Annotated in this window: 18 protein-coding genes and 1 pseudogene; 10 read left to right on the top strand and 9 right to left on the bottom strand. The window is 60.1% G+C overall.

Features of this window, described 5'->3' with window-relative positions:
* The first annotated feature begins 75 nt into the window (after positions 1 to 75).
* Entirely contained in the window at positions 76 to 3,294 is a 3,219-nt protein-coding gene (locus AABM55_RS07935; protein ID WP_347929262.1) for a response regulator, read from the top strand.
* Positions 3,295 to 3,332: 38 nt separating this feature from the next.
* Positions 3,333 to 3,980: a response regulator gene (locus tag AABM55_RS07930; protein ID WP_054596199.1), complete on the top strand. Its 648-nt coding sequence runs from the start codon at positions 3,333 to 3,335 to the stop codon at positions 3,978 to 3,980.
* Between the two features lie 220 nt (positions 3,981 to 4,200).
* Here AABM55_RS07930 and AABM55_RS07925 read toward each other — a convergent pair whose 3' ends face one another.
* Positions 4,201 to 4,587, bottom strand: coding sequence for a hypothetical protein (locus AABM55_RS07925; RefSeq protein ID WP_054596198.1), 387 nt, complete (start codon positions 4,585 to 4,587; stop codon positions 4,201 to 4,203).
* 182 nt (positions 4,588 to 4,769) lie between these two features.
* Between AABM55_RS07925 and AABM55_RS07920 the strand changes: the two are divergent.
* Positions 4,770 to 6,959: pseudogene (locus tag AABM55_RS07920) on the top strand (fimbria/pilus outer membrane usher protein); the annotation flags it as partial.
* A gap of 39 nt (positions 6,960 to 6,998) precedes the next feature.
* On the opposite strand, the gene AABM55_RS07915 reads toward AABM55_RS07920, so the two are convergent.
* The 4 genes from AABM55_RS07915 to cysK all read right to left on the bottom strand — a co-directional run bounded on the left by AABM55_RS07915 (position 6,999) and on the right by cysK (position 10,764).
* Positions 6,999 to 7,862 carry a DMT family transporter gene (locus AABM55_RS07915; RefSeq protein WP_347929261.1) on the bottom strand — a complete coding sequence of 288 codons (864 nt, stop codon included), beginning with the start codon at positions 7,860 to 7,862 and terminating at the stop codon, positions 6,999 to 7,001.
* A gap of 96 nt (positions 7,863 to 7,958) precedes the next feature.
* Positions 7,959 to 8,123, bottom strand: coding sequence for a hypothetical protein (locus tag AABM55_RS07910; protein ID WP_167360482.1), 165 nt, complete (start codon positions 8,121 to 8,123; stop codon positions 7,959 to 7,961).
* Between the two features lie 412 nt (positions 8,124 to 8,535).
* Positions 8,536 to 9,474: an aspartyl/asparaginyl beta-hydroxylase domain-containing protein gene (locus AABM55_RS07905; RefSeq protein WP_054596196.1), complete on the bottom strand. Its 939-nt coding sequence runs from the start codon at positions 9,472 to 9,474 to the stop codon at positions 8,536 to 8,538.
* 315 nt (positions 9,475 to 9,789) lie between these two features.
* On the bottom strand, positions 9,790 to 10,764 hold the full coding sequence (cysK, locus tag AABM55_RS07900; protein WP_145014962.1) for a cysteine synthase A: 975 nt from the start codon (positions 10,762 to 10,764) through the stop codon (positions 9,790 to 9,792).
* 257 nt (positions 10,765 to 11,021) lie between these two features.
* Here cysK and AABM55_RS07895 point away from each other — a divergent pair, with 257 nt between their 5' ends.
* Together AABM55_RS07895 and AABM55_RS07890 are read left to right on the top strand one after the other, a co-directional pair.
* The gene (locus tag AABM55_RS07895) at positions 11,022 to 11,867 is read left to right on the top strand and encodes a MoxR family ATPase (protein WP_024265085.1); all 846 of its coding nucleotides are present in this window, start codon (positions 11,022 to 11,024) and stop codon (positions 11,865 to 11,867) included.
* Positions 11,868 to 11,898: 31 nt separating this feature from the next.
* Positions 11,899 to 13,077, top strand: coding sequence for a VWA domain-containing protein (locus tag AABM55_RS07890; RefSeq protein WP_054596171.1), 1,179 nt, complete (start codon positions 11,899 to 11,901; stop codon positions 13,075 to 13,077).
* Positions 13,078 to 13,248: 171 nt separating this feature from the next.
* Here AABM55_RS07890 and AABM55_RS07885 read toward each other — a convergent pair whose 3' ends face one another.
* The 4 genes from AABM55_RS07885 to AABM55_RS07870 all read right to left on the bottom strand — a co-directional run bounded on the left by AABM55_RS07885 (position 13,249) and on the right by AABM55_RS07870 (position 16,974).
* Entirely contained in the window at positions 13,249 to 14,166 is a 918-nt protein-coding gene (locus AABM55_RS07885) for a biotin-dependent carboxyltransferase family protein (protein WP_347929260.1), read from the bottom strand.
* Entirely contained in the window at positions 14,163 to 14,867 is a 705-nt protein-coding gene (locus AABM55_RS07880; protein ID WP_347929259.1) for an allophanate hydrolase subunit 1, read from the bottom strand. Before AABM55_RS07880 ends, AABM55_RS07885 begins: the two co-directional genes overlap by 4 nt.
* On the bottom strand, positions 14,864 to 15,616 hold the full coding sequence (locus AABM55_RS07875) for a 5-oxoprolinase subunit PxpA (RefSeq protein WP_347929258.1): 753 nt from the start codon (positions 15,614 to 15,616) through the stop codon (positions 14,864 to 14,866). The genes AABM55_RS07880 and AABM55_RS07875 overlap by 4 nt, the downstream gene beginning before the upstream one ends.
* A 65-nt stretch (positions 15,617 to 15,681) precedes the next feature.
* Positions 15,682 to 16,974 (bottom strand): MFS transporter, encoded by a 1,293-nt coding sequence (locus AABM55_RS07870; RefSeq protein ID WP_347929257.1) that lies wholly within the window; start codon positions 16,972 to 16,974, stop codon positions 15,682 to 15,684.
* Between AABM55_RS07870 and AABM55_RS07865 the strand changes: the two genes are divergently transcribed.
* From AABM55_RS07865 to AABM55_RS07845, 5 genes are all read left to right on the top strand, one after another.
* The gene (locus AABM55_RS07865; protein WP_158246521.1) at positions 16,973 to 17,119 is read left to right on the top strand and encodes a hypothetical protein; all 147 of its coding nucleotides are present in this window, start codon (positions 16,973 to 16,975) and stop codon (positions 17,117 to 17,119) included. The two genes, AABM55_RS07870 and AABM55_RS07865, sit on opposite strands and share 2 nt — an antisense overlap.
* A complete protein-coding gene (locus AABM55_RS07860; RefSeq protein ID WP_347929256.1) occupies positions 17,116 to 18,033 on the top strand; it encodes a LysR family transcriptional regulator in 918 nt (305 codons plus the stop codon). Before AABM55_RS07865 ends, AABM55_RS07860 begins: the two co-directional genes overlap by 4 nt.
* A gap of 125 nt (positions 18,034 to 18,158) precedes the next feature.
* A complete protein-coding gene (locus AABM55_RS07855; protein WP_347929255.1) occupies positions 18,159 to 20,081 on the top strand; it encodes an IucA/IucC family protein in 1,923 nt (640 codons plus the stop codon).
* Entirely contained in the window at positions 20,071 to 21,282 is a 1,212-nt protein-coding gene (locus AABM55_RS07850) for an MFS transporter (protein WP_347929254.1), read from the top strand. Before AABM55_RS07855 ends, AABM55_RS07850 begins: the two co-directional genes overlap by 11 nt.
* A gap of 14 nt (positions 21,283 to 21,296) precedes the next feature.
* Positions 21,297 to 23,408, top strand: coding sequence for a TonB-dependent receptor (locus AABM55_RS07845; RefSeq protein WP_347929253.1), 2,112 nt, complete (start codon positions 21,297 to 21,299; stop codon positions 23,406 to 23,408).
* Positions 23,409 to 23,472: the final 64 nt, after the last annotated feature.

Here is a 23,472-nt window from a genome sequence, read left to right as displayed (position 1 = left end):
TGACGCACAGACTCTGTTTGCATCCGAGGTAGCGGTGTCCAAGGCTTATCCAAGCATCTCCAACAGGCTGGCCCAATGACTCATCCCAATGCGCGTCTGCACAAACTGACCAGTAGCTCACTGCGCATGAATAAAGGTGTCGTGGTGCTCTGCGGTCTGGCATCGATGTTGGTCGGTCTCAGCGTCTGGGGCCTGAATCGCATGGTCGCCGAACAACGCGATGCGGTGCGTTATCACTTCGCCCGGCTGATGGAGAACATGGGCGAACAAGATCTTTTCCTCAGCGCTATCGCCCAACAAAGCGCCAAGGGACTCACGCTGAATACCCAGCGGATGCACATGTCTGTGCAGGAGCCGATGCCGGAGCAAGACAGCGGGATTTACCGGGCTAAAGAACTGTCTTTTTCCCTGCCCTTTAGCGTCAAGATCAACCCGACATCGATTGAACCGAGTGAGCGCCCCAAGGTATTCGCGCTGGGCGCGCATCTGGCCAGTTACTACAGCGCATTCTGGTCGGCCTCGCACTACCAGTCGCCCCAGGTATTTCTATTCAACGTCCCGGACAACTTTGACATCGCGGTGCCCGCCGCCGGGGAACTGCGCGGCGCCGGGCAGATTCAGGGGGGTACCTTTCAGCAGGTACTAACCCAGGTGTTGCAGTGCCTGCAGAAGAAAAATCCACAGCCGTTGGACAGTCAGGTTCACTGGGTTCGTTATGGTGCGCAAGCGGATAAAGGCGTTGCTCCGACAGTGCTGGCCTACATCAACGTCGACCTGCCGGCGAGCCAATTGGATATTGAAGGCGCCAGCCCGTGGGTGGTCGTGGCATCGCTGTTGAATCTGAGCCAGATCAACGATATCGAGCGCATCATGGAATGGTCGATCTACGACCGCTTCGGTCTCACCGCGCCCAACGGCAGCCTGTTGGTCGGGACCGAGCCGCCCGACCCGGCGCTGAGCGAAGGGCTGAACGTGCGCCTCGACGGTCTGGTGTTCAAGATTTCCAGCGAGGGGCCGCACCCGTGGACGGCGGTTTACGTGGTCGGTTTCAAGAGCTTTATCGATTACGCGTGGTGGCCGTTGCTCGGCGTCTTGACATTAATAATTGCCAGCATCGGTGGCGGCTGGGCCTTCAGCCGCTGGTACAAAACCCGCGTGGTACTGCCCGCCCATCAAGCGCATCAGAGCATCTCCGAAAGCGAGGCATTCAGCCGCGCGGTCATCGATGCTGCGCCCACCGGGCTGTGTGTGGTACGGCGCAGTGACCATCAGGTATTACTGGAAAACCAGCGTATTCAGGAGTGGCAGCAAAGCGACCGGTTGATCGCCGCCCTCGACCAGAAATACCCACTGACCAGCCCCGGCCAGACCGACCTCGAAATCGAGGGTCATCATCTGCACGTAGGGGTGGTTGGCGCCCGTTATCATGGCGAGGATGTGTGGATCTGCGCATTCCACGACGTGACCCGGCATATCGATGATGCCGCGGCATTGGAGCAGGCATTGCGTGCGGCCGATTCGGCCAACGAGGCGAAAACGCGCTTTCTGGCGACCATGAGTCATGAAATCCGAACGCCGTTGTACGGCGTTTTGGGCACGCTCGAACTGTTGGGGCTGACCGATCTCGGGCCGCGTCAACAGGAATACTTGCGCACCATTCAGCGCTCTTCGGCGACCCTGTTTCAGCTGATCAGCGACGTGCTCGACGTGTCGAAAATCGAATCCGGGCAGATGACCATTGAAGCTCAGGACTTCTGCCCGCTGGAACTGACCGAAGACACTTTGCGCGCCTACAGTGCGTTCGCCGAGGCCAAAGGTTTGCAGCTTTATGCCTGCATTGATTCGGCGATCCCTGACCGGGTGCAAGGCGATCCGCTGCGCATCCGGCAGATTCTCAATAATCTGCTGAGCAACGCGATCAAGTTCACCGACAATGGCCGCGTGGTATTGCGACTGCGGCTGCTGGATCTCAACGCCGGCGGTGCCAATCTGCAATGGCAGGTCAGCGACTCCGGAATCGGTATTTCCCAGGCCCAGCAAAGCCAATTGTTCGACCCGTTCTATCAGGTGCGCGATGCCTCCAGCGAAGCCGGGGCGGGCCTCGGTCTGGCGATTTGCTGGTGGTTGTGCGAGCTGATGGCCGGGCAGTTGAAAGTGGTCAGTGAACCCGGACTGGGCAGCAGCTTCTCACTGCAATTGCACCTCGCTTGCGCAGTCGGTCAGTTGAGCGATTGCCCCGAATTCGCGCCTGACGCGCCGCCGATTTACGTACAGGCACCGGCACCGGAACTGGCGCAGCATGTGTGCAACTGGTTCAACCGACTGGGTCAGGAAACCCGCATCCTCGGCCCGGACGCGAAAAACCTGCCTGGCTCTTCAGCGCTGCTGCTGGATGTGCTGCCGTCCTCGCAAACCGCTTGGGGCGGCCCGCGTGTCATCGCCACGACCGCTGGGGCCAACCCGGCGGAATACACCGCCGAAGGCTGGTCGGTGGATGCGCATGACATCCGGGCGATGGCCTGGGCGGTCAGCTTCGCGCAACAAGGCGTGGGACAGCGTAACCACACTGCGCTTACCGAGCAGGCCCGACGGCTGGATCTGAACATTCTGATTGCCGAAGACAACCCGATCAATCGGGCGATCATCAAAGAGCAGCTTGAGGCGCTCGGTTGCACGGTGGTCGCCACCGCCGATGGCGAACAAGCCCTGCACCAATGGCTGCCTGGCTTGTTCGACATGGTGTTGACCGACGTCAACATGCCCGTGATGAATGGCTATGAACTGACCAAAGCACTGCGCAGAAACGATGCGGATCTGCCGATCATCGGCGTCACCGCCAATGCTCTGCGCGATGAAGGCGAACGCTGTGCGGCGGTCGGCATGAACGCCTGGCTGGTCAAGCCATTGAACCTGCACACGCTGCGTACGCAATTGCTCAAGCACTGCAAAGCAGCCAACCCGTTGCCCCTGGTTGAGCCGGACCAGCCCGCGCATATCGCGCAAATCCCCGATCAGCCGCAGTTGTCGCCAAAAATGCGGACCTTGTTTTTCAGCACCATGCAGCAGGACATCGACAAGGTCACGGCCTCACTTCGGGACAGCGATGCGGCTGCGCTTGGCCGTCATCTGCACAGCATGGCCGGAGCTTTGGGCGCCGTGCAGGCCGGCAGTCTGGCAGACGCATGCATCAGCCTTGAGAGCCGCCTGGAGGGTCACCCTCTCACTCCGGCCTTGGCTACCGAGGTCAGCGCTTTGCTGGAACGACTGGCAGCAATGCTCGACGCGCTGGCGTAATCCGTATGCATTCAACAACAAATCAAGGAGCGCCGAACATGGCAAAACTCAACGTCGTGATCGCCGATGATCACCCCATCGTATTACTGGGTGTACGTGAGCTGATAGAGCGCGATGAGCGCTTTCGCGTCGTGGGTGAAGCGGCGGGCTCGAACGAGCTGATCGAGCTGCTCAAACATCAATCGGTCGATCTGGTGATCACCGACTTCAAGATGCCCGCCGATTCGCCTTACGGCGATGGCCTGAAACTGGTGGAATACCTGCGCCGGCACTTTGCCGATGTGAAAGTTCTGGTATTGACCATGATTTCCAGTTCGCTGATCCTCACCCGCCTGCATGAATTGGGCGTCGTCGGGGTCATCCAGAAAAGCCAGCTACATGGCGAGATCCAATTGGCGCTGATGGCTGTGGCGCAAGGTCGCCCGTTTAACAGCGCCAAGCCGGCACCGACGTGCGTGAGGGAGCCGAACGTCGCGCTGGATGAGAGGCTGTCCCGGCTTTCACCCAAGGAGTTCGAAATCTTGCGAATGTTCGTCGCCGGACAGAGCGTAACCACGATTGCCCGCAACCTTTCCCGCAGCTTAAAAACCGTCAGTACGCAAAAGAATGCGGCCATGCGCAAGCTGGATGTTTCCAGCGACCAGGATTTGCTGACGTATTGCCTAGAAAATAACGTTTTCAACTGAGGCTGATCCTTCAGCCGAATTCAATCAGTAAAAAAGGCGCTCACCTGGATCAGCGTGAACGCCAGCATCGAACTCTCAGCTCGTAATCCCCCCCCCCCTCAAACAGTCGCGTTCTTCGTAGCGCTCTCGCCACCGAGCAAGACGACGTCACGCCGTTGCGCCCGTTCGTAGGTTTGCTCGCGCTCGAGCATCTGGTATTTAGCCTCCTCTGACTAATTCCTTAGTGTCTCGCTGGACCGCCAGGCATCAGTTCCATCGTCAATCTGGCTTCACTGATCTGGCGCCTGGATACCCGCGCATCTGCTGTCGGTATCACGGGTTCGATTTCCAGTTGGGCGGTAAGAGTTTTTCCTCTCGTAAGCTCGCCGCTAACGACCGGAGCAAAGGTCCGGCCGGGTTGAAGCAATCGCGAGTCCGAAGCGGCATCATTGATAATTCCGTCAGCAGTACTGCCGGCTATCTGTACGCTTTTGCCATCCACTTGCGCATTGGATAAGCGGATAACCAAGCTGCCGCGCTCCCCGTAAACCACATTGCCGCTGGCGTTTGTCTGACCACGCAGGGTTAGACGCATGGCCTGTGTATAGGGGCAAATCACGCTGAGCATTACCGTACGTTTGCCAAAGGTGGAGCTATTACTTACGGCAGGTGCATTCTGTAATTGCCACCGAGTTTGAGTACCGTAGTCGATGAGTTCTCCCCCGAGCGACACGCTGCACCGTCTATCCGTGGCTAAATTGGATGGCATCTTTTCGATGCCACTACCCAGAGGGGCCGCCTCGCTATAGTGGCTGAGACATGAACAAGCTGGAAGCGGCCGGCACACTCACCCCACATGAGCCGCACGCCTGCTATGACTTGCCGTCGCTGATCGACAAGGCCACTTTGCGCTATGACGTCAGCCGTCTGCGGCTGTTGGCCAGCGTGCCGCAAATCGCCATGCAGCGGGGCATGCGTGGTTATGTCGACCCGGCCTTATGGGATAGCGGCGTCTCGGCGGCCTTTATCAACTACCAGTTGAGCAGCAACCGTAACAGCACGGACTACGCCACCACGTTCTCCAACAACCTGGGTCTGCGTAACGGCCTCAATCTGGGCGCCTGGCGCCTGCGTAATGAGTCGAACTTCAGTAGCAGCACCGGTCAGCCCAACACGTTCAAGAGCAACCGCAGCTACTTGCAACATGACGTGACCGCGTTGAAGGGCCAGTTCAGTGCCGGCGATATATTCTCCGACACCGACCTGTTCGACAGCGTGCGTTATCGCGGCCTGAAACTGGCCTCCGACGAAGGCATGCGCGCCGACAGCGAGCGCGGCTATGCGCCGATCATTCGCGGCGTGGCGGAAACCAGCGCCACGGTGGAGATCCGTCAGAACAATTACATCCTCTACACCGCCAACGTGCCACCGGGCCCGTTTGAGATCAGCGATATCTATCCCAGCGGCTCGAACGGCGACCTGCAAGTGACCATCATCGAAGCCGATGGCCGTCGACGGGTATCGATGCAGGCATTTTCCAGCTTGCCGATCATGGTCCGCGAAGGCCAGGTGAAGTACAGCGTCTCGGCGGGCAAGTACAACAGCAACAGCGATGGCCTGGCGTCACCGCAGTTTGTCAGCAGCACCCTGGCCTACGGCATCAACAGCAACCTCACCGGGATCGTCGGTGTCCAGGCCTCGGAGAACTTCAAGGCGCTGTCAGTCGGTGCGGGTCGCAACACCCCGATCGGCGCCGTCTCTGTTGACCTGACTCATTCCTCCAGCGCTACTTCGGGCCAGACCGTCCAGGGTAATAGCCTGCGGGCGCTGTATGCCAAGACGTTCACCGGCACCGATACCAACTTCACCCTGGCGGCCTATCGCTATTCGACCGAGGGCTACCGGACCCTGACCAACCACGTCGAGGAACTCAACGCCGATGGCCGGAAACCCACCGGCAACTCGAAAACCCGTACCGACCTGACCATCAACCAGAGCCTGGGCCGCAACCAGCAATACGGCAGCGTTTACCTGAACGCCAGCGACCAGCGCTATTGGGGACGCGGCGGTTCCCAGAGTCTGTCTACCGGCTACAGCAACTACTGGGGCGAGGTCAGCTACAACCTCGGCGCGACCTATACCAAGGATGTCGGAGATTTCGGATCGTCAAACAATGACACGTTGATCAACCTGTCCCTGTCGTTCCCCCTGGGTTCCAAACCCCGAGCGCCACGGGCCTTTGTTTCGGCCAACACGCAGAAGAACAGCGACAGTACTCAAGTCGGTATCAACGGCTACCTGTCGGAAACCAGCGACACCTATTACTCACTGCAAGGCGGTAACAGCAGCACCGGTGGCAGCTCGGCCTCGGCCAACATCAGCACCCGCACCTCGATGGCGGATGTCAGCGCCGGCTACAGTCAGGGACGCGGCTACGCCTCGCAAAACCTTAACCTGGCCGGTTCCGTGGTCGCCCACGCGGGAGGAATCAATCTGGGACAGACCGTGGGCGAAACCTTTGCCCTGGCCGAAGTGCCGGGTGTCTCCGGGGCCAAAATCGGCAGCTACAGCGGCGCTGAAACCGGCGCCAACGGCTTTGCCGTGGTCCCCAACACTCAGCCTTATCGGGTGAACTGGATCAGCCTGGATACCCGGGATCTGGGTGCGGACATCGAGATCGATAATGCCACCCAGCAAGTCGTACCAAGGCGCGGCGCCGTGGTGTTGGCTCGATATATCGGCAAGACCGGCCGGCGGGTGCAGTTCGAGCTGTTTGATGCGCAGAACAAGGCCATTCCATTTGGCGCCGCGCTGGAAGACGCCGCCGGCAAACAACTGGCCATTTCCGACCCGAGCGGTAAAGCCCTGGCGCTGGTGGAAGAGGATTCAGCCACCCTCACCATCAAATGGGATGGCAAACACTGCCTGGCGCCCTACGCATTGCCCGAGCGCAACAAAGCCCTGAACTATGAGCGCGTGCGTCTGCAATGCCAGCCATGAAAAACGCGGCCTTCGCCAATCACGAAGGCCGCATCAGCATCAGCGGCTTTTACGGAACACAAACACCAGGCCGACGATGATCAACAGCATGCCGAGCATGCTCAACATCGCCAGTCGGTTGCCGAAAATCAGGTAGTCCATCACCGCCGTCACTGCCGGCACCAAGTAGAACAAACTGGTGACATTCACCAGATTGCCTCGGGCGATCAGGCGATACAGCAGCAAGGTCGCCAGCAGCGATACCACCAGGCCCATCCACAACACGGGCACGATGAACCCCGTGCTGTGCTCGAAGTGGAATGGCTGGAACGGTACGAAAAACCCGCACAGCAACAGCCCGGCCAGGTATTGCACCGGCAGTGTGCCGAGGGGATTTTCGGTGATGCGCTTCTGCATGATCGAGCCTGCGGTCATGCTGACCAGCGCCAGCAAACCAAAGAGCATTCCGGCCAGCGACATGCCGGCCAGGCCGATGCCCTGATAGACCACCATGATCAACCCCGCCAGCCCGAGCATCAGGCCGAACATCCGGCTCCTGGAGCGTTGGCGCTCAATCAGCACCACGGTGAGGATCGGTTGAACCCCCATGATCGTGGCCATGACCCCGGGCGTAACCTTCAGGTCCAGCGCCAGCAGATAGAAAATCTGATAGGCGCCCAGCAATACCAGGCCGGTGGCCGCGGCATACAGCATCGGCTTGCCGCGCCGGGGCAGTTTGAGCTTGAGCAACGGGATCAACAGCACCAGCCCACAGAGGGCAATCGCAAAGCGGATCAACAGAAAGGCAAAGGGTGAGGCGTGAGCCAGCCCCCATTTGGAGAAAATCGCCCCGCTACTCCAGAGCAGAACGAACAGACTCGTGGACGCCGCCGCGAGCGCGGTCTTTTTTGAAATGAGCAACATGAAAACCACCTGTCATCAGGCAAGAAGCCAACTCAGCCGAAGCTGAAATTCAGTCGTTGTGTTCAGGCGGGCGCAGGGAACAGCAGAAGCCGCTGATCAGCCCGAGAAGCCAACACCTGGCGGTGAAACCACCGCGCACACCGGCGTGCGACTGACAGGAGGGGGATAGTGACTGATCTGCGCAGGCTGCACATTCCCGCACGGCACGACGCCAGCGTTGACCGCTGAATCGACTACCGCGTTGATGAGGGATGCAGGCATGGGCTGATCTTTTTCGAGGGAGAAATCGCTGGGTTGCAAACGCAGCGAGCGCTGACTATAACCAGCGCTCGACACAGATTGCAATGACTTGGTCAAAAGGCCAGTAACGACAGCTGATGTGCCTGCGAATAGCCTTCAGAACGCACCACTCCCCATAGCAGCGGCACCACTAAAAATACAAGAGGCCATATGCGAGCACGAGTTAAGAAGCCTTGCGCGAAGGACAAATTATGGAGGATGCATAAAAAGCAGATGAATACGGGGCTATCCGCCAATCCACTTCGATTGTTCAAAGCGGCCCTGATCGGAACCGAAAATGAAGAGCCAAGCCTCCTCGCAGGCCGTCCTTGATTTTCTCTAGCCAAAAAAAACCGCTCATCGATGAGCGGTTTATCTTTTTTGGCGATTGGTATCAGCCAAACAACCAGTAGCCCAGCGCCGTCAGCACCACAACCGCCAATACTGGCCGCAGGATGCGGTATAGCTTCGGATTACGGCGCTTCCACTTTTTGACCACGCCGCTGAATTTGTCGCTGGAGGTCTTGCTCCAGGCGTAGACCTTGTTGATCCCGCCGACGCGCTCGTCATCGAGGTTTTGCGGCGCCGTGGCACGGCCCAGCAGGCCACTGACGCAACGGTTGATACGCGTCATCAAGCGGTTGCTCAGCGGTCGTTCGATGTCACAGAACAGAATCACCCGGGTCGTTTCGGTTTCGTTCTTGACCCAGTGCACGTAGGTTTCATCGAACATCACGTCTTCGCCATCGCGCCAGGCGTAGACCTGACCGTCGACAAAAATGCGGCAGTCGTCGGAGTTCGGTGTCGACAAGCCCAAGTGATAACGCAGGGAACCGGCGAACGGGTCGCGGTGCGGGTTGAGGTGGCTACCGCCCGGCAACAGGGCAAACATCGCGCCTTTCACGTTGGGGATGCGGCTGACCAGCTCGACGGTTTTCGGGCAGAGCAATTCGGCCGATGGCAGCGGTTTGTCATACCACTTGAGGTAGAAACGCTTCCAGCCCTTCTTGAAGAACGAACCGAAACCGGCGTCGTTATTCTTCTCGGCGGCGCGAATGTAGCCTTCGTCGAACAGGTGCATGGCCTCGTCACGAATGACTTCCCAGTTTTCCTTGAGCACATCCAGTTCCGGGAACTTGCTACGGTCCAGGTATGGTTTGGACGGCACTCCCGAGAACAGGTACATCAAGGCGTTATAAGGAGCGAACAGCGCCGAGTGGTTGACGAACTGACGCAAGACCGGCAAACGCGCCTTGCCGCGCAAATGCACGTAGAGCGTGCTGCCGATGAACAGCAGCAACAGCGACGCCTTTGCGGCAAAGGAAAAGGTCATGGGGCAACTCCTTGGAAAAAGGTCTCTCTGCGCATCGTCATTTACCCGACATGGCAGCCGGCCATGATAAACACTACCGGCCTTGGGAAAAACCCACATAACTGAACAATCAGTGTTAAAGGTTGCGCAATAAAGCACTTATTAACATAAGGCACCTGAACCTTGACTGATTTGAGTCAACACAAGTCCCCTGTGGCGAGGGCGCTTGCTCCCGTCAGCTGACGCGATCAGTCTGACGAAACACCCCCGCAGGGTTAAGGAGTGCTTCGCACTCCAGCGCGAGCAAGCTCCCTCGCCACAACGTCAACACAGACGTTACTGCTGCAACTCCTGTTCGGTAAACAAATCGCTGAACAGCATGCTCGACAGATAACGCTCACCGGAGTCCGGCAGGATCACCACGATGGTCTTGCCCTGCATTTCCGGGGTTTCGGCCAGACGCACGGCAACTGCCATGGCCGCACCGCAGGAAATCCCGGAGAGAATCCCCTCCTCCTGCATCAGGCGCAGGGCCATGGCCTTGGATTCTTCATCGCTGACCAGCTCGACCCGGTCAACTATCGACAGATCGAGGTTTTTCGGTACAAAACCCGCGCCTATGCCCTGGATTTTGTGCGGGCTTGGCTTGATTTCCTCACCGGCCATGGCCTGGGTAATCACCGGCGAGACCAGCGGTTCCACCGCCACCGAGAGAATCGGCTTGCCCTGGGTGTTCTTGATATAGCGCGAAACACCGGTGATGGTCCCGCCGGTGCCGACACCTGCAACCAGCACATCAATGGCGCCGTCGGTGTCGTTCCAGATTTCCGGACCGGTGGTTTTTTCGTGGATCGCCGGGTTGGCCGGGTTCTCGAACTGCTGCGGCATGTAGTAGCGGGCCGGATCACTGGCCAGAATCTCGGTAGCCTTTGCAATGGCACCGTTCATACCTTTGGCCGGCTCGGTCAGTACCAGTTCGGCGCCCAGGGCCTTGAGCACCTTGCGCCGTTCGATGCTCATCGACGCCGGCATGGTCAGCACCAGTTTGTAGCCGCGAGCCGCCGCGACGAACGCCAGGCCGATGCCGGTGTTGCCCGAGGTCGGTTCGATAATGGTCATGCCTGGCTTGAGTTTGCCGCTGCTTTCGGCATCCCAGATCATGTTCGCGCCGATCCGGCATTTGACTGAATAGCCCGGATTGCGCCCTTCAATCTTCGCCAGAATGGTCACGCCGCGAGGCGCAATACGGTTGATCTGAACCAATGGCGTATTGCCGATGGAATGCGCGTTATCAGCAAAAATGCGGCTCATGGCTGGGTCCTTATGCAGCGTTGGAGAAGCCTCCAAGGGTATGCCTCACACCCCTCGTGCGTCCAGTCGCGACGCGTGAGTGGCCTGCACATGCAAGCAATCGTGGAACTGACCGGGTCACCTTGTGACGCTCCATTCAGAGACTGAATAAGCCGTCTGCGTTCACAGTCGACCGGGCGCCGCGTTATAGTCGGGCATACTTTTATTTCGCCCGCCCTGCCTGGCGCAGATCGGCGTTACCGTTCGAGGAATTACCGATGAAGTTCGAAGGCACCCGCGCATATGTCGCCACCGATGACCTGAAGCTGGCGGTCAACGCCGCCATCACCCTGGAGCGGCCTTTGCTGGTCAAGGGCGAACCTGGCACCGGCAAGACCATGCTCGCCGAGCAACTGGCCGAGTCCTTCGGTGCCAAGCTGATCACCTGGCACATCAAGTCCACCACCAAGGCTCACCAGGGCCTGTACGAGTACGACGCGGTCAGCCGCCTGCGGGACTCGCAACTGGGTGTGGACAAGGTCCATGACATCCGCAACTACCTGAAAAAGGGCAAGCTGTGGGAGGCCTTCGAGTCCGAAGAGCGGGTGATTCTGCTGATCGACGAAATCGACAAGGCCGACATCGAGTTCCCGAACGACCTGCTGCAAGAACTCGACAAGATGGAGTTCTACGTTTACGAGATCGACGAGACCATCAAGGCCAAGCAGCGTCCGATCATCATCATTACCTCCAACAACGAGAAAGAGCTGCCGGACGCCTTCCTGCGCCGTTGCTTCTTCCACTACATCGCCTTCCCGGATCGCGTCACCCTGCAAAAAATCGTCGACGTGCACTACCCGGACATCAAGAAAGACCTGGTCAGCGAAGCGCTGGACGTGTTCTTCGATGTGCGCAAGGTCCCGGGTTTGAAGAAGAAGCCATCGACGTCCGAACTGGTCGACTGGCTGAAATTGCTGATGGCCGACAACATCGGCGAAGCGGTACTGCGTGAACGCGATCCGACCAAGGCCATTCCGCCACTGGCCGGCGCCCTGGTGAAGAACGAACAGGACGTGCAGTTGCTTGAGCGTCTGGCATTTATGAGCCGTCGCGGCACCCGCTGATACTCTTCTTACAAGATCAAGGGCGAAAGCCATGCTGCTCAACCTGTTCAATGAAATGCGTGCAGCCAAGGTGCCGGTCTCGGTGCGTGAGCTGCTGGACCTGATCAACGCGCTGAAACAGCGCGTGACCTTCGCCGACATGGACGAGTTTTATTACTTGTCGCGGGCGATTCTGGTGAAGGACGAACGGCATTTCGACAAGTTCGACCGGGCGTTCAGTGCCTACTTCAATGGCCTGGAAAAACTCGACGATCACCTTCAGGCGCTAATTCCCGAAGACTGGTTGCGCAAGGAATTCGAACGTTCGCTGACCGATGAAGAACGCGCGCAGATCCAGTCCCTCGGTGGCCTCGACAAGCTGATCGAAGAGTTCAAGAAGCGTCTCGAAGAACAGAAAGAACGCCATGCCGGCGGCAACAAGTGGATTGGCACCGGTGGCACCAGCCCGTTCGGCTCCGGCGGTTTCAACCCGGAAGGCATCCGGGTCGGCGATGCCGGAAAACGCCAAGGCAAAGCGGTCAAGGTCTGGGACCAGCGCGAGTACAAGAACCTCGACGATCAGGTCGAGTTGGGCACGCGCAACATCAAGGTGGCGCTGCGCAGGCTACGCAAATTCGCCCGCCAGGGTGCGGCGGATGAGCTGGACATCGACGGCACCATCGATCACACCGCTCGCGACGCAGGGCTGCTGAATATTCAGATGCGCCCGGAACGCCGTAACAACATCAAGTTGTTGCTACTGTTCGACATCGGCGGCTCGATGGACGCCCATGTGAAGATCTGCGAGGAGCTGTTCTCGGCCTGCAAGACCGAGTTCAAGCACCTGGAGTACTTCTACTTCCACAACTTCATTTATGAATCGGTGTGGAAGAACAACATGCGCCGTGGCTCGGAACGCACGGCCACCATGGACCTGCTGCATAAGTACGGCGCCGACTACAAAGTGATCTTCGTCGGCGATGCCGCCATGGCGCCTTACGAAATCACCCAGGCCGGCGGCAGCGTCGAGCACTGGAACGAAGAAGCCGGTTACGTGTGGATGCAGCGCTTCATGGAGAAGTACAAGAAACTCATCTGGATCAATCCGTACCCGAAAGACACCTGGGGCTACACCTCCTCGACCAAGATCGTGCGCGATCTGATCGAAGACCAGATGTTCCCGCTGACCTTGCGCGGGCTGGAAGAAGGGATGCGGTTTCTCTCCAAATAACTGCGTTCTCTGTGGCGAGGGGGCTTGTCGGAACGCCGCAGCGCCCCGTTCGGCTGCGCAGCAGTCGCAAATCGGCTGCATGCGTTTACCCGATAGAACCACGCCACAGGTTTTAGGGTCGCTTTGCGACCCAACGGGGGCAAGCCCCCTCGCCACAATGCTCGGCTGTGCTTAAAAGAACCTGCGCAAATACTCGACCTGCTGCCGATGCGCCGTTTCCTGCACCACCGGCGCCAACCGGATCTGCTGCCCTGGCAAACATTGCGCCAGGCGGGCCAACGCCAATGGCGTCAACGCGCCTAACCGTGGATAACCGCCAATGGTCTGCCGATCATTGAGCAGCACGATCGGCTGCCCGTCCGGTGGCACTTGAACCGCGCCCAGCGGGATGCCTTCGGAGATCATCGGCTTGCCTTGATACTGCAACGCCGTCCCCAGCAAACGGATGCCCATGCGGTCGGCACGACTGTCGAGGGTCCAGACACGGTTGAAGGCGTCAAACAGGCTTTGCCCGCTGAACTCGCCATGTTGCGCACCGAGCACCAGATCCAGCGGCTGATTCAGCGTGAAGTCCGGTCGCTGCGCGCGCGGTACCTCCCGCAGAGCCTGCGCCGGCCCCGAATAACCCAATTCGGCAGCGCGTGCCAGGGGGCGGCCAAAACCGTCGAGACCACCGAGTTCCTCACGCACCACCGTCGCACAACTGCCCAACACCTTGGGCGCGTTGAAACCGCCAGGCGCTGCCAGATAGGCGCGGGCACCGAGCACCGGTTGGGTAAATTGCAAACGCTGGCCTTTCTTCAGCTGAAAACTGCGCCACGGCGCCAGCGGCTGGCCGTCGAGTAGCGCACCGAGGTCCGCCCCCGCCAGCGCCAGACAACAATCGTCTTGCGCCTCCAGGGTAAAACCGCCGAGGGTAACTTCAATCACCGCGGCCTCCAGCGAGTTACCCAGCAGCCAGTTGGCCCAGGACATCGACAGCCAATCCGCCGCACCACCCTGGGTCACGCCCAGATGCCGCACACCAAACCGGCCGGCATCCTGCAGCAAGCACAACGGCGTGCTGGCTTCGATCGTCAAACGGCTCATGCCAGCACCTCCAGCGGCGTATCGTCGCCGCCCAGATTGACGAACTCGGCATGACTGACCGCGGCAAAACGCACCGTATCGCCCGGTTGCATCAGGCTGTAGCCCTCACGTTCGCGGTCAAACAATTTGGCCGGGGTGCGACCGATCAGGTTCCAGCCACCCGGCGACACCACCGGATAAGCCGCGGTCTGCCGCTCGGCAATCCCCACGCTGCCGGCCGCCACGCGCTTGCGCGGGGTATTCAAACGGGGCGCGGCCAGCACTTCCTCAACCAGTCCCATAAAGGCAAACCCCGGGGCAAAACCCAGCGCGAACACTTGATACTCACGCTCGCTGTGGCGACGAATCACCTCCTCCACAGCCAGCCCGCTGCGCTGCGAAAGCAGGCTCAGCTCAGGTCCGACACTGAGGTCATACCAGACCGGCAACACATGGCATTGACCACTGGCCCGGGCGTTGGGGCTCAGATCGGTCAAGGCTTCGGCGATCAGCTCCCGCGCCTGAGCCGGACTCAAGGCGAGCAGGTCGTAATGCACCATCAGGGTTGTATAAGACGGCACCAGATCGATCAAATGCCCGGCGAATCCTGCACGCAGTCGCTCGCTGGCAGCGAGCATCCACGGCATGTTGGCTTCGGCGATTTCATCGAACAGCCGCACCATCAGGCAATCGATGGCCACCACTTCAACCCGTGGCTTCATGGCGCGCTCTGCTGATTCAACGCTTCACGGATCCGCTGCACAGCTGCAACCGAACTGGCGTTGTCGCCGTGTACGCAGAGAGTATTGGCCTGCAAATGCAAGGCGCTGCCGTCGCTGGCGACAAGGTTGTCACCACGAGCGATGGTCAGTGCCTGTTGAATGATTGTCTCAGGATCGTGATGCACCGACCCCGGCAACTGCCGTGAAACCAGATGCCCGGCGCTGTCATAGGCACGGTCGGCGAACGCTTCGAACCACAGCGTCACCCCGTACTCGTCGCCCATCAGTTGAGCCGCGTGGTTGTCACGGGTGGCCATCAGCATCAACGGCAATTGGGGGTCATATGCCGCGACGGCCTGAATCACCGCCCGCAGTTGCGCCGGGTTGGCCATCATGTCGTTGTACATCGCACCGTGGGGTTTAACGTAACTCACGCGAGTTCCCTGCGCCCGGCAAATACCGTCCAGCGCGCCGATCTGGTAGTGCAGCAGATCCTGAAGTTCCTGCGCGGAGTAGGCCATGGAACGGCGGCCAAACCCCAGCAGATCCTGATAGGCCGGATGCGCGCCGATCTGCACGCCCTGGCTCAGCGCCAGGCTGACGGTCTTGCGCATGATGCTCGGGTCGCCGGCATGGAACCCGCAGGCAATGTTGGCGCAATCGATGTACGGCATCACTTCGGCATCCAGCCCCATGGTCCAGTGACCAAAGCTTTCGCCGATATCGCAGTTCAATAGCAGGCGGCTCACGGTGAGTACTCCTGAGGGTTTTATCGTTTTAACCGGGGACGTTCGAGCGGTCTCCAGATTATCAGTTACTGCGCATCGAGTTGCTTGCCACGGGTTTCCGGCAGGCTCAACGCCGCCAGGATCACTACACCGTAAGACACCGCCGCAAACGCGCCGATCCCGACGCTCAGCGGTACTTTCTGGCTGAGCAAACCGATCAGCAGCGGAAACAGCGCCGCCAGCGCGCGACCAACGTTGTAGCAAAAGCCCTGGCCCGAACCGCGAATCCGCGTTGGAAACAGCTCGGTGAGAAACGCGCCCATGCCACTGAAAATCCCCGAGGCGAAGAACCCCAGCGGAAAACCCAGCCAGAGCATCACGCCGTTGCTGACCGGCAGTTGGGTGTAGAGCAGCACAATGGTGAACGAGCCGACCGCGAACAGAATGAAGTTCTTCTTGCGACCCAGAATGTCGGTCAGGTAGGCGCTGATCACATAGCCAGCGTAAGACCCGAGAATCACCATCGCCAGATAACCGCCGGTGCCGAGTACGCTCAGTCCGCGCTCGTTTTTCAGGAAGGTCGGCAGCCAGGAAGTGATCGCGTAGTAACCGCCCAGGGCGCCAGTGGTCAGCAAGGATGCGCGAAACGTGGTGCTGAGCATGCCGGGGGCGAAGATCTCGTAGAACCTCGACGGGTTGCTCGGTTCCTGCCGGGCCTTGGCCTGGCGGTAGATTTCCGGGTCCTTGACCAACCGGCGGACGAAGATCACGAAAATTGCCGGCACAATGCCGAGGATGAACAGCGCACGCCAGGCATCCTCCGGCGGCAGGACCGAGAACAGCAGCGCATAGAGAATCGCCGTCAGGCCCCAACCCAGGGCCCAGCCGGATTGCACCATGCCCACCGCCTTGCCGCGATCCTTGGCGCGGATCACCTCGCCCATCAGTACCGCGCCGGCGGTCCATTCGCCACCGAAACCGAAGCCCATCAAGGTTCGGGCAATCAACAGTTGTTCGTAGTTTTGCGCGAACCCGCAGAGGAAGGTGAAGAAGGCAAACCACAGCACCGTCAGTTGCAAGGTGCGCACGCGACCGATGCGGTCAGAGAGAATCCCGGCGACCCAACCGCCAATCGCCGAAGCGATCAGCGTGCTGGTGTGGATCAGCCCCGCTTGGCCAGTGGTGATGCCCCACATGGCGATCAGTGTCGGCACCACAAAGCTCAGCATTTGGGTGTCCATGCCGTCCAGGCCATAGCCGACCTTGCAGCTCCAGAAGGTTCGGCGTTCCTGCTGATTGATGTTGCGATACCAGTCGAACGGGCCGGGGCGGCTCTCGATCTTGGGTTTGGCGACATCGAGCGTGTCGGGCGCACTCATGGCAAATCTCCAGCTGAATTTTATTGGTATTGTTCTGAACACCGACGACGCCTATCGTGGGTTCGGCGCATTTTTCGACGACGGCGCCCTGCTCGTCCAACTAATAAAAACCCTGCCAAGGCATAAGAAAAAGTTGATCGCATGAACCTCAAATTTCTCGAAACCTTCGTTTGGGTCGCCCGGCTGAAAAGCTTTCGCCTGACCGCCGACAAGCTCTTTACCACCCAGGCCTCGATTTCCAGCCGCATCGCGGTGCTTGAAAGCGAGCTTGGGGTGAAGCTGTTCCTGCGCGATTCACGCGGCGTGAAGCTGACGCCCGAAGGCGTGAAGGTGCTCGATTACGCCGAGCAAATGATCGACACCATGCAAGCGCTCAAGCAGTCGCTGGAAACCCGCTCAAGCAAGGTCGGACGGGTTCGCATCGGCGTGATGGACACGGTCATTCACACCTGGCTCAGCCCGCTGGTGGCGCAGATGACCGATCACTATCCGCTGGTAGAAATCGAATTGGTCGCCGATACCTCGCTGAATCTCTGCGATCAGCTGCAAAAAGGTTTTCTCGACCTGATTCTGCAAACTGACCTGCTGCGCCAGGAAAGCGTGCGCAGCCTGGAACTGGCCAGCCACCCGATGGGCTGGATCGTCGCCAGCAATTCGATCTACAACCGCAACTATGCGAGCGTCGCCGAACTGGCCCGTGAACGGATCATCACCTACTCGAAAAACTCCCACCCGCATCAGGACGTACTCAGCCTGATGCAGGCCAATGGCGTACTCGCGCCAAAGCTCAATTGCGTGAACTCGGTGTCGGCGATTACCCGATTGCTGCGTGACGGTTTCGGCATTGGAGCCTTGCCGCCGGTGCTGGTCAGTGAAGAACTGGCCCGGGGCGAATTGACCTTGCTGGCCATCGACCAACGCCCGCCCAACCTGCAAGTGGTGGTGTCATGGCGGGTCGGCGCGGAATGGGTCGAGGAGATCGTGGCGTTGTGTCAGCACGTGGTGGAGGGCTATGCGCAGAAGGTCGGTGAGCACTACATCGTCTTGAGCAAAGACTAAACCAACCTCTGAATAGGAGCTTTCCCACACCACAAGTAGGAATTACTATCATTTGCATTATTATTTTTAGACGGTATTCTCAGCGCGCATTCAGCTAAACAACTGTCCAGAAGGAGTCGGACCTGATGCGCGCCTACACGCAACAACAGCAGCAACTGCTCGCACACTGGAGCGAAGCCCTTGGCACCCAGGCTTTCCAGTCCCACCGCATCACCCTCGATCATTTGAGCAATGCGCTGGAACCCGCCGCCCAGCGCTGTTTTCAACGCCTGATCCAGGCGCTGTTTCGTGAAGACCTGATCAACCCCGACACCTGCGAATACGATGACAACCGCCGCTGCTGGTTGCCGCTGGGCAACGGCGCACACCTGTGCTTCGATCATCTGTCCGGCGGCAGGATGAACAGTTGGGATGTGCGCGGCAGCATCGTCCTGCACACCCCCGATGCACTGCCGCACAAGATCCAGTTGCCCAGCGAACTGCTCGCCCATCTCGCCACCCAGCTGAACCCGCCCGCCTCCCCGCAAGTACTGGAACGTCTGGCCCGCGAGCTGGATGACAGCTACAGCAACGACACCCTGTGCCTGGCGTTCCACCATGGGTGGACCGAACGTCTGAGGGAGCAGATCGGCACCGAACACGACGACAACCTGCTCGCCTGGCTCAAAGCCAGCCCCGCTCGCCAGAACCCGACATCACTGCTCGAACAGTGGGGCACGCTCGGCCATCCGTGGCACCCCAACTACAAGACCAAACTGGGCTTGAGCGCCACTCAGGTCATCGCTTTCTCGCCGGAGTTCGAAGCGAGCTTCCCTGTTGTGCTGTGCGCCCTGCACCGCCAATACGCCCACGTCGAAACGCTGGCCGGCAGCGCCGATTACTGGGAGTGGTGGCAAGGTCACTTCCCGCAGGCCGCCGAACAATTGCAGCGCCATTTGCAGCAACTGGGCCTGGACGTTACGGACTACCTCCCGCTCCCGTCGCACCCCTGGCAAGCCGAAGAAGAGCTGCCAAAATCGTTCGCCAACGAAATCGCCGACAACCTGCTGATCGTCACCGACATCGTGGCCTTCACTGGCCATCCGAGCATGTCGTTCCGCACGGTCGTACCGGAGGCCAGTCGCGTTGCGCCGATGGTCAAGTTGCCGGTGGCCTTGCGCCTGACCAGCGTGCAGCGCACCGTGTCGCCGCGCTCGGCCCGGATGGGGCCGCGCATCAGTCAGCTGTTGCTGGATATTCTCGATCAGGAGCCGCAGATTCAGCGTCTGCTGAACATCGTGCCGGAGCGCATCGGCGTGCATTACGCGCCACAACCGGCCAATGACGAACTGTCCCGGCATGCCGCCGTGCTGTACCGCGACAACCCGCTGACCCTGCTGCAAGCAGGCGAGTTGGCGATACCGGTCGGCAGCCTGTTCGCCGTCAACGAATTCGAACAACCGTTGCTGCGCGATTGGGTACGCCTGGCTCAGGGCCGTGACGACAGCGAGGCCATGCTGGCGTTCTTCGATGACTACCTGTCGATTGCCGTACCGAGCCTGTTGGGCATTTACCTGATGTATGGCGTGGCGTTCGAAGCGCACCAGCAAAACAGCTTCATGGTGATGGGCGCTGACGGGCAGTTGAATCGGCTGTTACTGCGTGACTTCGGCGACATCCGCATCGATCGCAAGACCCTGCATGCCAAGGGTCTGGATATCCAGCTGCACGATCCGAAAATGACCCTGTACGACGAGTCCGGTTTTGTCCGCGACAAACTCCTGCACACCACGTTCATGTGCCACCTCGGCGAGCTGACGTTGCTCTGCGCCCGTCACTGGAACGTATCGGAAAACCTCCTGTGGGAGCGATTGGCAGCGCACGTTGCAGAGTGCTTCGACGCCTTGCGCGAACACGTCGAACCGGCACGCTGGGACAGCGAGCGCGCGGCCTTGCTGGAACAGGACTGGCCGGCCAAATCGTTCATGCGCATGCGCTTGCACGACAGCCACGCCGACATCGTCGGACGCTTGAGCAACCCACTGCGATCCAGCGCCCATGCTCGCTGACAGTCGCGCGTTGCGACTGCTGATCGTCATCCAGTTGGTCTCCATGGGTGCCATGGAAATGAGCGGCCCGTTCTGGCCCTTGCAGATCCGCCATCTGCTCGGGCCAGAGGGCGCCGGCTACACCGCGCTGTTATCGGCGCTGGTCTATGCCGGCCCGATGCTCGCCGCCATGCTCCTGACTCCCGTGTGGGGCCAGTTGGGTGATCGCACCGGGCACAAGCCGATGATCGTTCGGGCGTTGCTGGCATTGGCGTTGTGCCAAGGGTTGGCGGCCATCACCGTCGACCCGTGGCTGCTGGTGGGCATTCGCGTGATGCAAGGCGCATTGGCCGGGTTTCTCGCCGCCGCGCAAGCCTATGCCCTGGCCTGCTGCGACAGTTCCCGGCGCGGCCACACCCTGGCCCGCCTGCAATCGGCGACCGCCGTCGGCTCGCTGATCGGCCCGGTGCTGGGCGGCTGGTTGATGGATATCTCGGGATTCGCCCTGCTCTGTTATGGCGCGACGGCGATTTGCCTGCTGTGCGCACTGGGGAGTTTTTTCCTGCCGGCCGACAAGGCCCGGGCCTCGACGAAAAAACCAGTCGCGCCAGTGGCCCTGCCCAAAGGCTGGCTCGGTGGAATTTTGCTGGTGATCGTGTTGATTCAGGCCGCGAAGATGATGCCGCAGCCGTTCTATGCGCTGTACGTCGCCGAGATTCTGCACGCACCGAGCTGGCTGATCGGCGCCACTTATGCGGCGAGCGCCGCGACACTGGCCATTTCCGCCCCGCTGTGGGGACGCCTGTTCGACCGCTGGCAACCGGCCTACACCTTGCGCGTCATCGAGGGCGTCGCCTGGCTGTGCGCCCTGACACTGGCGGCCACGGCACTGGCCAACGAATGGCTGGGGTTCCTCGTCAGCCGGCTGGTCTGGGGTGTCTGGCAAGGCGCCCTGCTGCCGGTCGCCTATGCACTGATCGCCAACACCGTTGCTTCAAGCCAACAGGGTTTTGCCCTCGGCCTCGGCAACAGCGCGGCCAAGGCTGGCGCCTTGCTCGGTGCCGTCCTCGGCGGGATCGGCATGGGGCTGGTCGGGCTGGCGGACAGTTTCTGGCTGGTGGCGCTGACTTATGCGCTGGCCGCCATCGGAATTCGCTGGGTGCGGTCCTTCACCTCCACACCCGGCCCAACACCCTTATCCACCCACACTTATCAAAACTAAAAAAAGACCACGTCATGACCCGAACCAAACTTTCTCTGTTGATTCCGCTGCTTGGCTCCTTCAGCGCCCAAACCTGGGCCGAGGAGGCCGAGCAGCAACCCGGCACCCTGAACATGCAAGCCACCGTCGTCTCGGCGACTCGCAGCGAAGCGAGCATTGCCTCGATTCCGGGCTCGGTGCAGGTTATCGACGAACAGCAGGTCCGCGAGCAGAGCGGCGCGGGTCGCCGAGTCTCCGACATTCTTGGACAATTAGTGCCTGGCCTTGCGCCGTCCAGCGGCGGGATGAGCAACTTCGGCCAGACCCTGCGTGGGCGCAACATGCTGGTGTTGATCGACGGCGTATCGCAGAACGCTACGCGCGACAACTTCCGCCAGCTCAACAGCATCGCGCCGGCCAGCATCGAGCGCATCGAAGTGATTTCCGGCGCCAGCAGCATCTACGGTGCCGGCGCTTCAGGCGGCATCATCAACATCATCACCAAGCGCAATCAGGGCCAGGACATTGCCTACAGCAGCAAACTGGGCCTGACCAGCGGAAACAACCTCAACAGCAAAGGCTTCGCCTACGAAGCTTTCCAGAGTGCGACCGGGCGCAAGGATGCGCTGGACTGGTACGTGTCCGCCGACCTGACCCAGCGCAACGATCAGTTCGATGGCAACGGCAAGCGCATCCCTCAGGACACCTCTCAGGGCAGCAACATGGACACCGAAACCTATGACCTGCAAGGTCGTTTCGGTTACGAACTGGATGCCGACAAAAAACTCAGCCTGTCGCTGCAGGACTACAAAGACCAGCAGGACACGGACTTCACCAAAGACCCGAAAAACCTGCAGCAAGCCGTAGCGGTCAAAGGGCTGAAACTCGACGACCAGCCCTACACCCATAACCAGGCGGTCAACCTCAACTACACCGACAAGGACTTCTACGGTCAGGGCCTGCAGCTGGAAAGCTACTGGCGTCGGGCCGACGCGCTGTTCTTCCCGGACCTGTCGCGGGGCAAGGCCGGGATCGCCGACAACAACAGCGTGCAGGATGTCTACGGCTTGCGCGCGGCCATCGACACGCCGTTGCCGGCCATCGGCAGCGCTACGGGCAATCTGGTCTGGGGCGCCGACTACGATCACGAGCGCTCGCGCCAGCGTGGCGACCAGTACACCCTCAAAGGGCTGACTTACAGCAAGACCGGCACCACCTACGAGATGGGCCCGGATCTCGAAACCACCACCAAGGCGCTGTTCGGGCAAATGTCCTGGGACGTTGGCGACTGGACCTTGCGTGGCGGTGTGCGCCGCGAGTGGATCGAAAGTGAGGTCGCCGACAGCATCGCCTACGGTCAGATCGTCCAGACCGGCGTCCGCGCCACCCTGCCCGGCGACACCCTCAAATATGACGCCACGCTCTATAACCTGGGCGCGGTCTATCACCTGAGCGAGAACCAGGACCTCTTCGCCAATTACAGCCAGGGTTTTTCGCTGCCGGATATCCAGCGCTTCTTGCGTGACGTCAACAGCACTTTCGACATCCAGAGCCTCAACGCCCAGGCCATCAAGGTCGACAGCTACGAGCTGGGCTGGCGCGGTAACTGGGACCAGTGGCAGGCCGACGTCACCGTGTATGAAAACACCTCGGACGTGACCCAGTTCTACGATGCCAATGATCGCGTCCTGCGCCTGATCAACCAGAAGGAACGGGTACGCGGCATCGAAAACAGCCTGACCTACCGCGCGACCGATCACTGGTCGGTGGGGGGCACTTATGCGTGGGCCAAAGGCGAGACCGAGCAGAACGGCAAATGGATCGACCTGCCGGCGACACGCATCTCACCGGCCAAGACCACGCTGTTTGTCGGCTACACCGAAGATGACTACACCCTGCGTTTGCAAGGCATGCGCCTGGCCAGTTACGACGCCGCCGCCAAGGACAACAACGGGCGCGACATCAAGGGCTATACGCTGGTGGACTTGCTGGGATCGGTGCGATTGCCGGTCGGGCGTCTCGAAGGCGGGGTGTACAACCTGACCGACCGTACGTACGTCAACCTGTTCGCCCAGGCCAACGCCAAAGCACCGTTCGCCAACGCCGAAGGCCGTACGTTGAGCATGAGCTACTCGATCGATTGGTAAATAACCCAATCGCCGTAGGAGTCGGTTCCGGTTTCGGGGGATCGAGATCGAGGGCTTGCGCAGA

This window comes from Pseudomonas helvetica, from assembly GCF_039908645.1.
GTDB classification, from domain to species: domain Bacteria; phylum Pseudomonadota; class Gammaproteobacteria; order Pseudomonadales; family Pseudomonadaceae; genus Aquipseudomonas; species Aquipseudomonas helvetica.
Note: the sequence above shows the minus strand (reverse complement) of the source record. Positions and strands in the feature narration are given on the sequence as shown.

What these genes read in the sequence shown, in the direction of transcription:
- AABM55_RS07935 (WP_347929262.1), top strand. Translation starts at nt 76, where the DNA reads ATGACTCATCCCAATGCGCGTCTGCACAAACTGACCAGTAGCTCACTG.
- AABM55_RS07930 (WP_054596199.1), top strand. Translation starts at nt 3,333, where the DNA reads ATGGCAAAACTCAACGTCGTGATCGCCGATGATCACCCCATCGTATTA.
- AABM55_RS07925 (WP_054596198.1), bottom strand. Translation starts at nt 4,587, where the DNA reads ATGCTCAGCGTGATTTGCCCCTATACACAGGCCATGCGTCTAACCCTG.
- AABM55_RS07915 (WP_347929261.1), bottom strand. Translation starts at nt 7,862, where the DNA reads ATGTTGCTCATTTCAAAAAAGACCGCGCTCGCGGCGGCGTCCACGAGT.
- AABM55_RS07910 (WP_167360482.1), bottom strand. Translation starts at nt 8,123, where the DNA reads ATGCCTGCATCCCTCATCAACGCGGTAGTCGATTCAGCGGTCAACGCT.
- AABM55_RS07905 (WP_054596196.1), bottom strand. Translation starts at nt 9,474, where the DNA reads ATGACCTTTTCCTTTGCCGCAAAGGCGTCGCTGTTGCTGCTGTTCATC.
- cysK (WP_145014962.1), bottom strand. Translation starts at nt 10,764, where the DNA reads ATGAGCCGCATTTTTGCTGATAACGCGCATTCCATCGGCAATACGCCA.
- AABM55_RS07895 (WP_024265085.1), top strand. Translation starts at nt 11,022, where the DNA reads ATGAAGTTCGAAGGCACCCGCGCATATGTCGCCACCGATGACCTGAAG.
- AABM55_RS07890 (WP_054596171.1), top strand. Translation starts at nt 11,899, where the DNA reads ATGCTGCTCAACCTGTTCAATGAAATGCGTGCAGCCAAGGTGCCGGTC.
- AABM55_RS07885 (WP_347929260.1), bottom strand. Translation starts at nt 14,166, where the DNA reads ATGAGCCGTTTGACGATCGAAGCCAGCACGCCGTTGTGCTTGCTGCAG.
- AABM55_RS07880 (WP_347929259.1), bottom strand. Translation starts at nt 14,867, where the DNA reads ATGAAGCCACGGGTTGAAGTGGTGGCCATCGATTGCCTGATGGTGCGG.
- AABM55_RS07865 (WP_158246521.1), top strand. Translation starts at nt 16,973, where the DNA reads ATGGCAAATCTCCAGCTGAATTTTATTGGTATTGTTCTGAACACCGAC.
- AABM55_RS07870 (WP_347929257.1), bottom strand. Translation starts at nt 16,974, where the DNA reads ATGAGTGCGCCCGACACGCTCGATGTCGCCAAACCCAAGATCGAGAGC.
- AABM55_RS07860 (WP_347929256.1), top strand. Translation starts at nt 17,116, where the DNA reads ATGAACCTCAAATTTCTCGAAACCTTCGTTTGGGTCGCCCGGCTGAAA.
- AABM55_RS07855 (WP_347929255.1), top strand. Translation starts at nt 18,159, where the DNA reads ATGCGCGCCTACACGCAACAACAGCAGCAACTGCTCGCACACTGGAGC.
- AABM55_RS07850 (WP_347929254.1), top strand. Translation starts at nt 20,071, where the DNA reads ATGCTCGCTGACAGTCGCGCGTTGCGACTGCTGATCGTCATCCAGTTG.
- AABM55_RS07845 (WP_347929253.1), top strand. Translation starts at nt 21,297, where the DNA reads ATGACCCGAACCAAACTTTCTCTGTTGATTCCGCTGCTTGGCTCCTTC.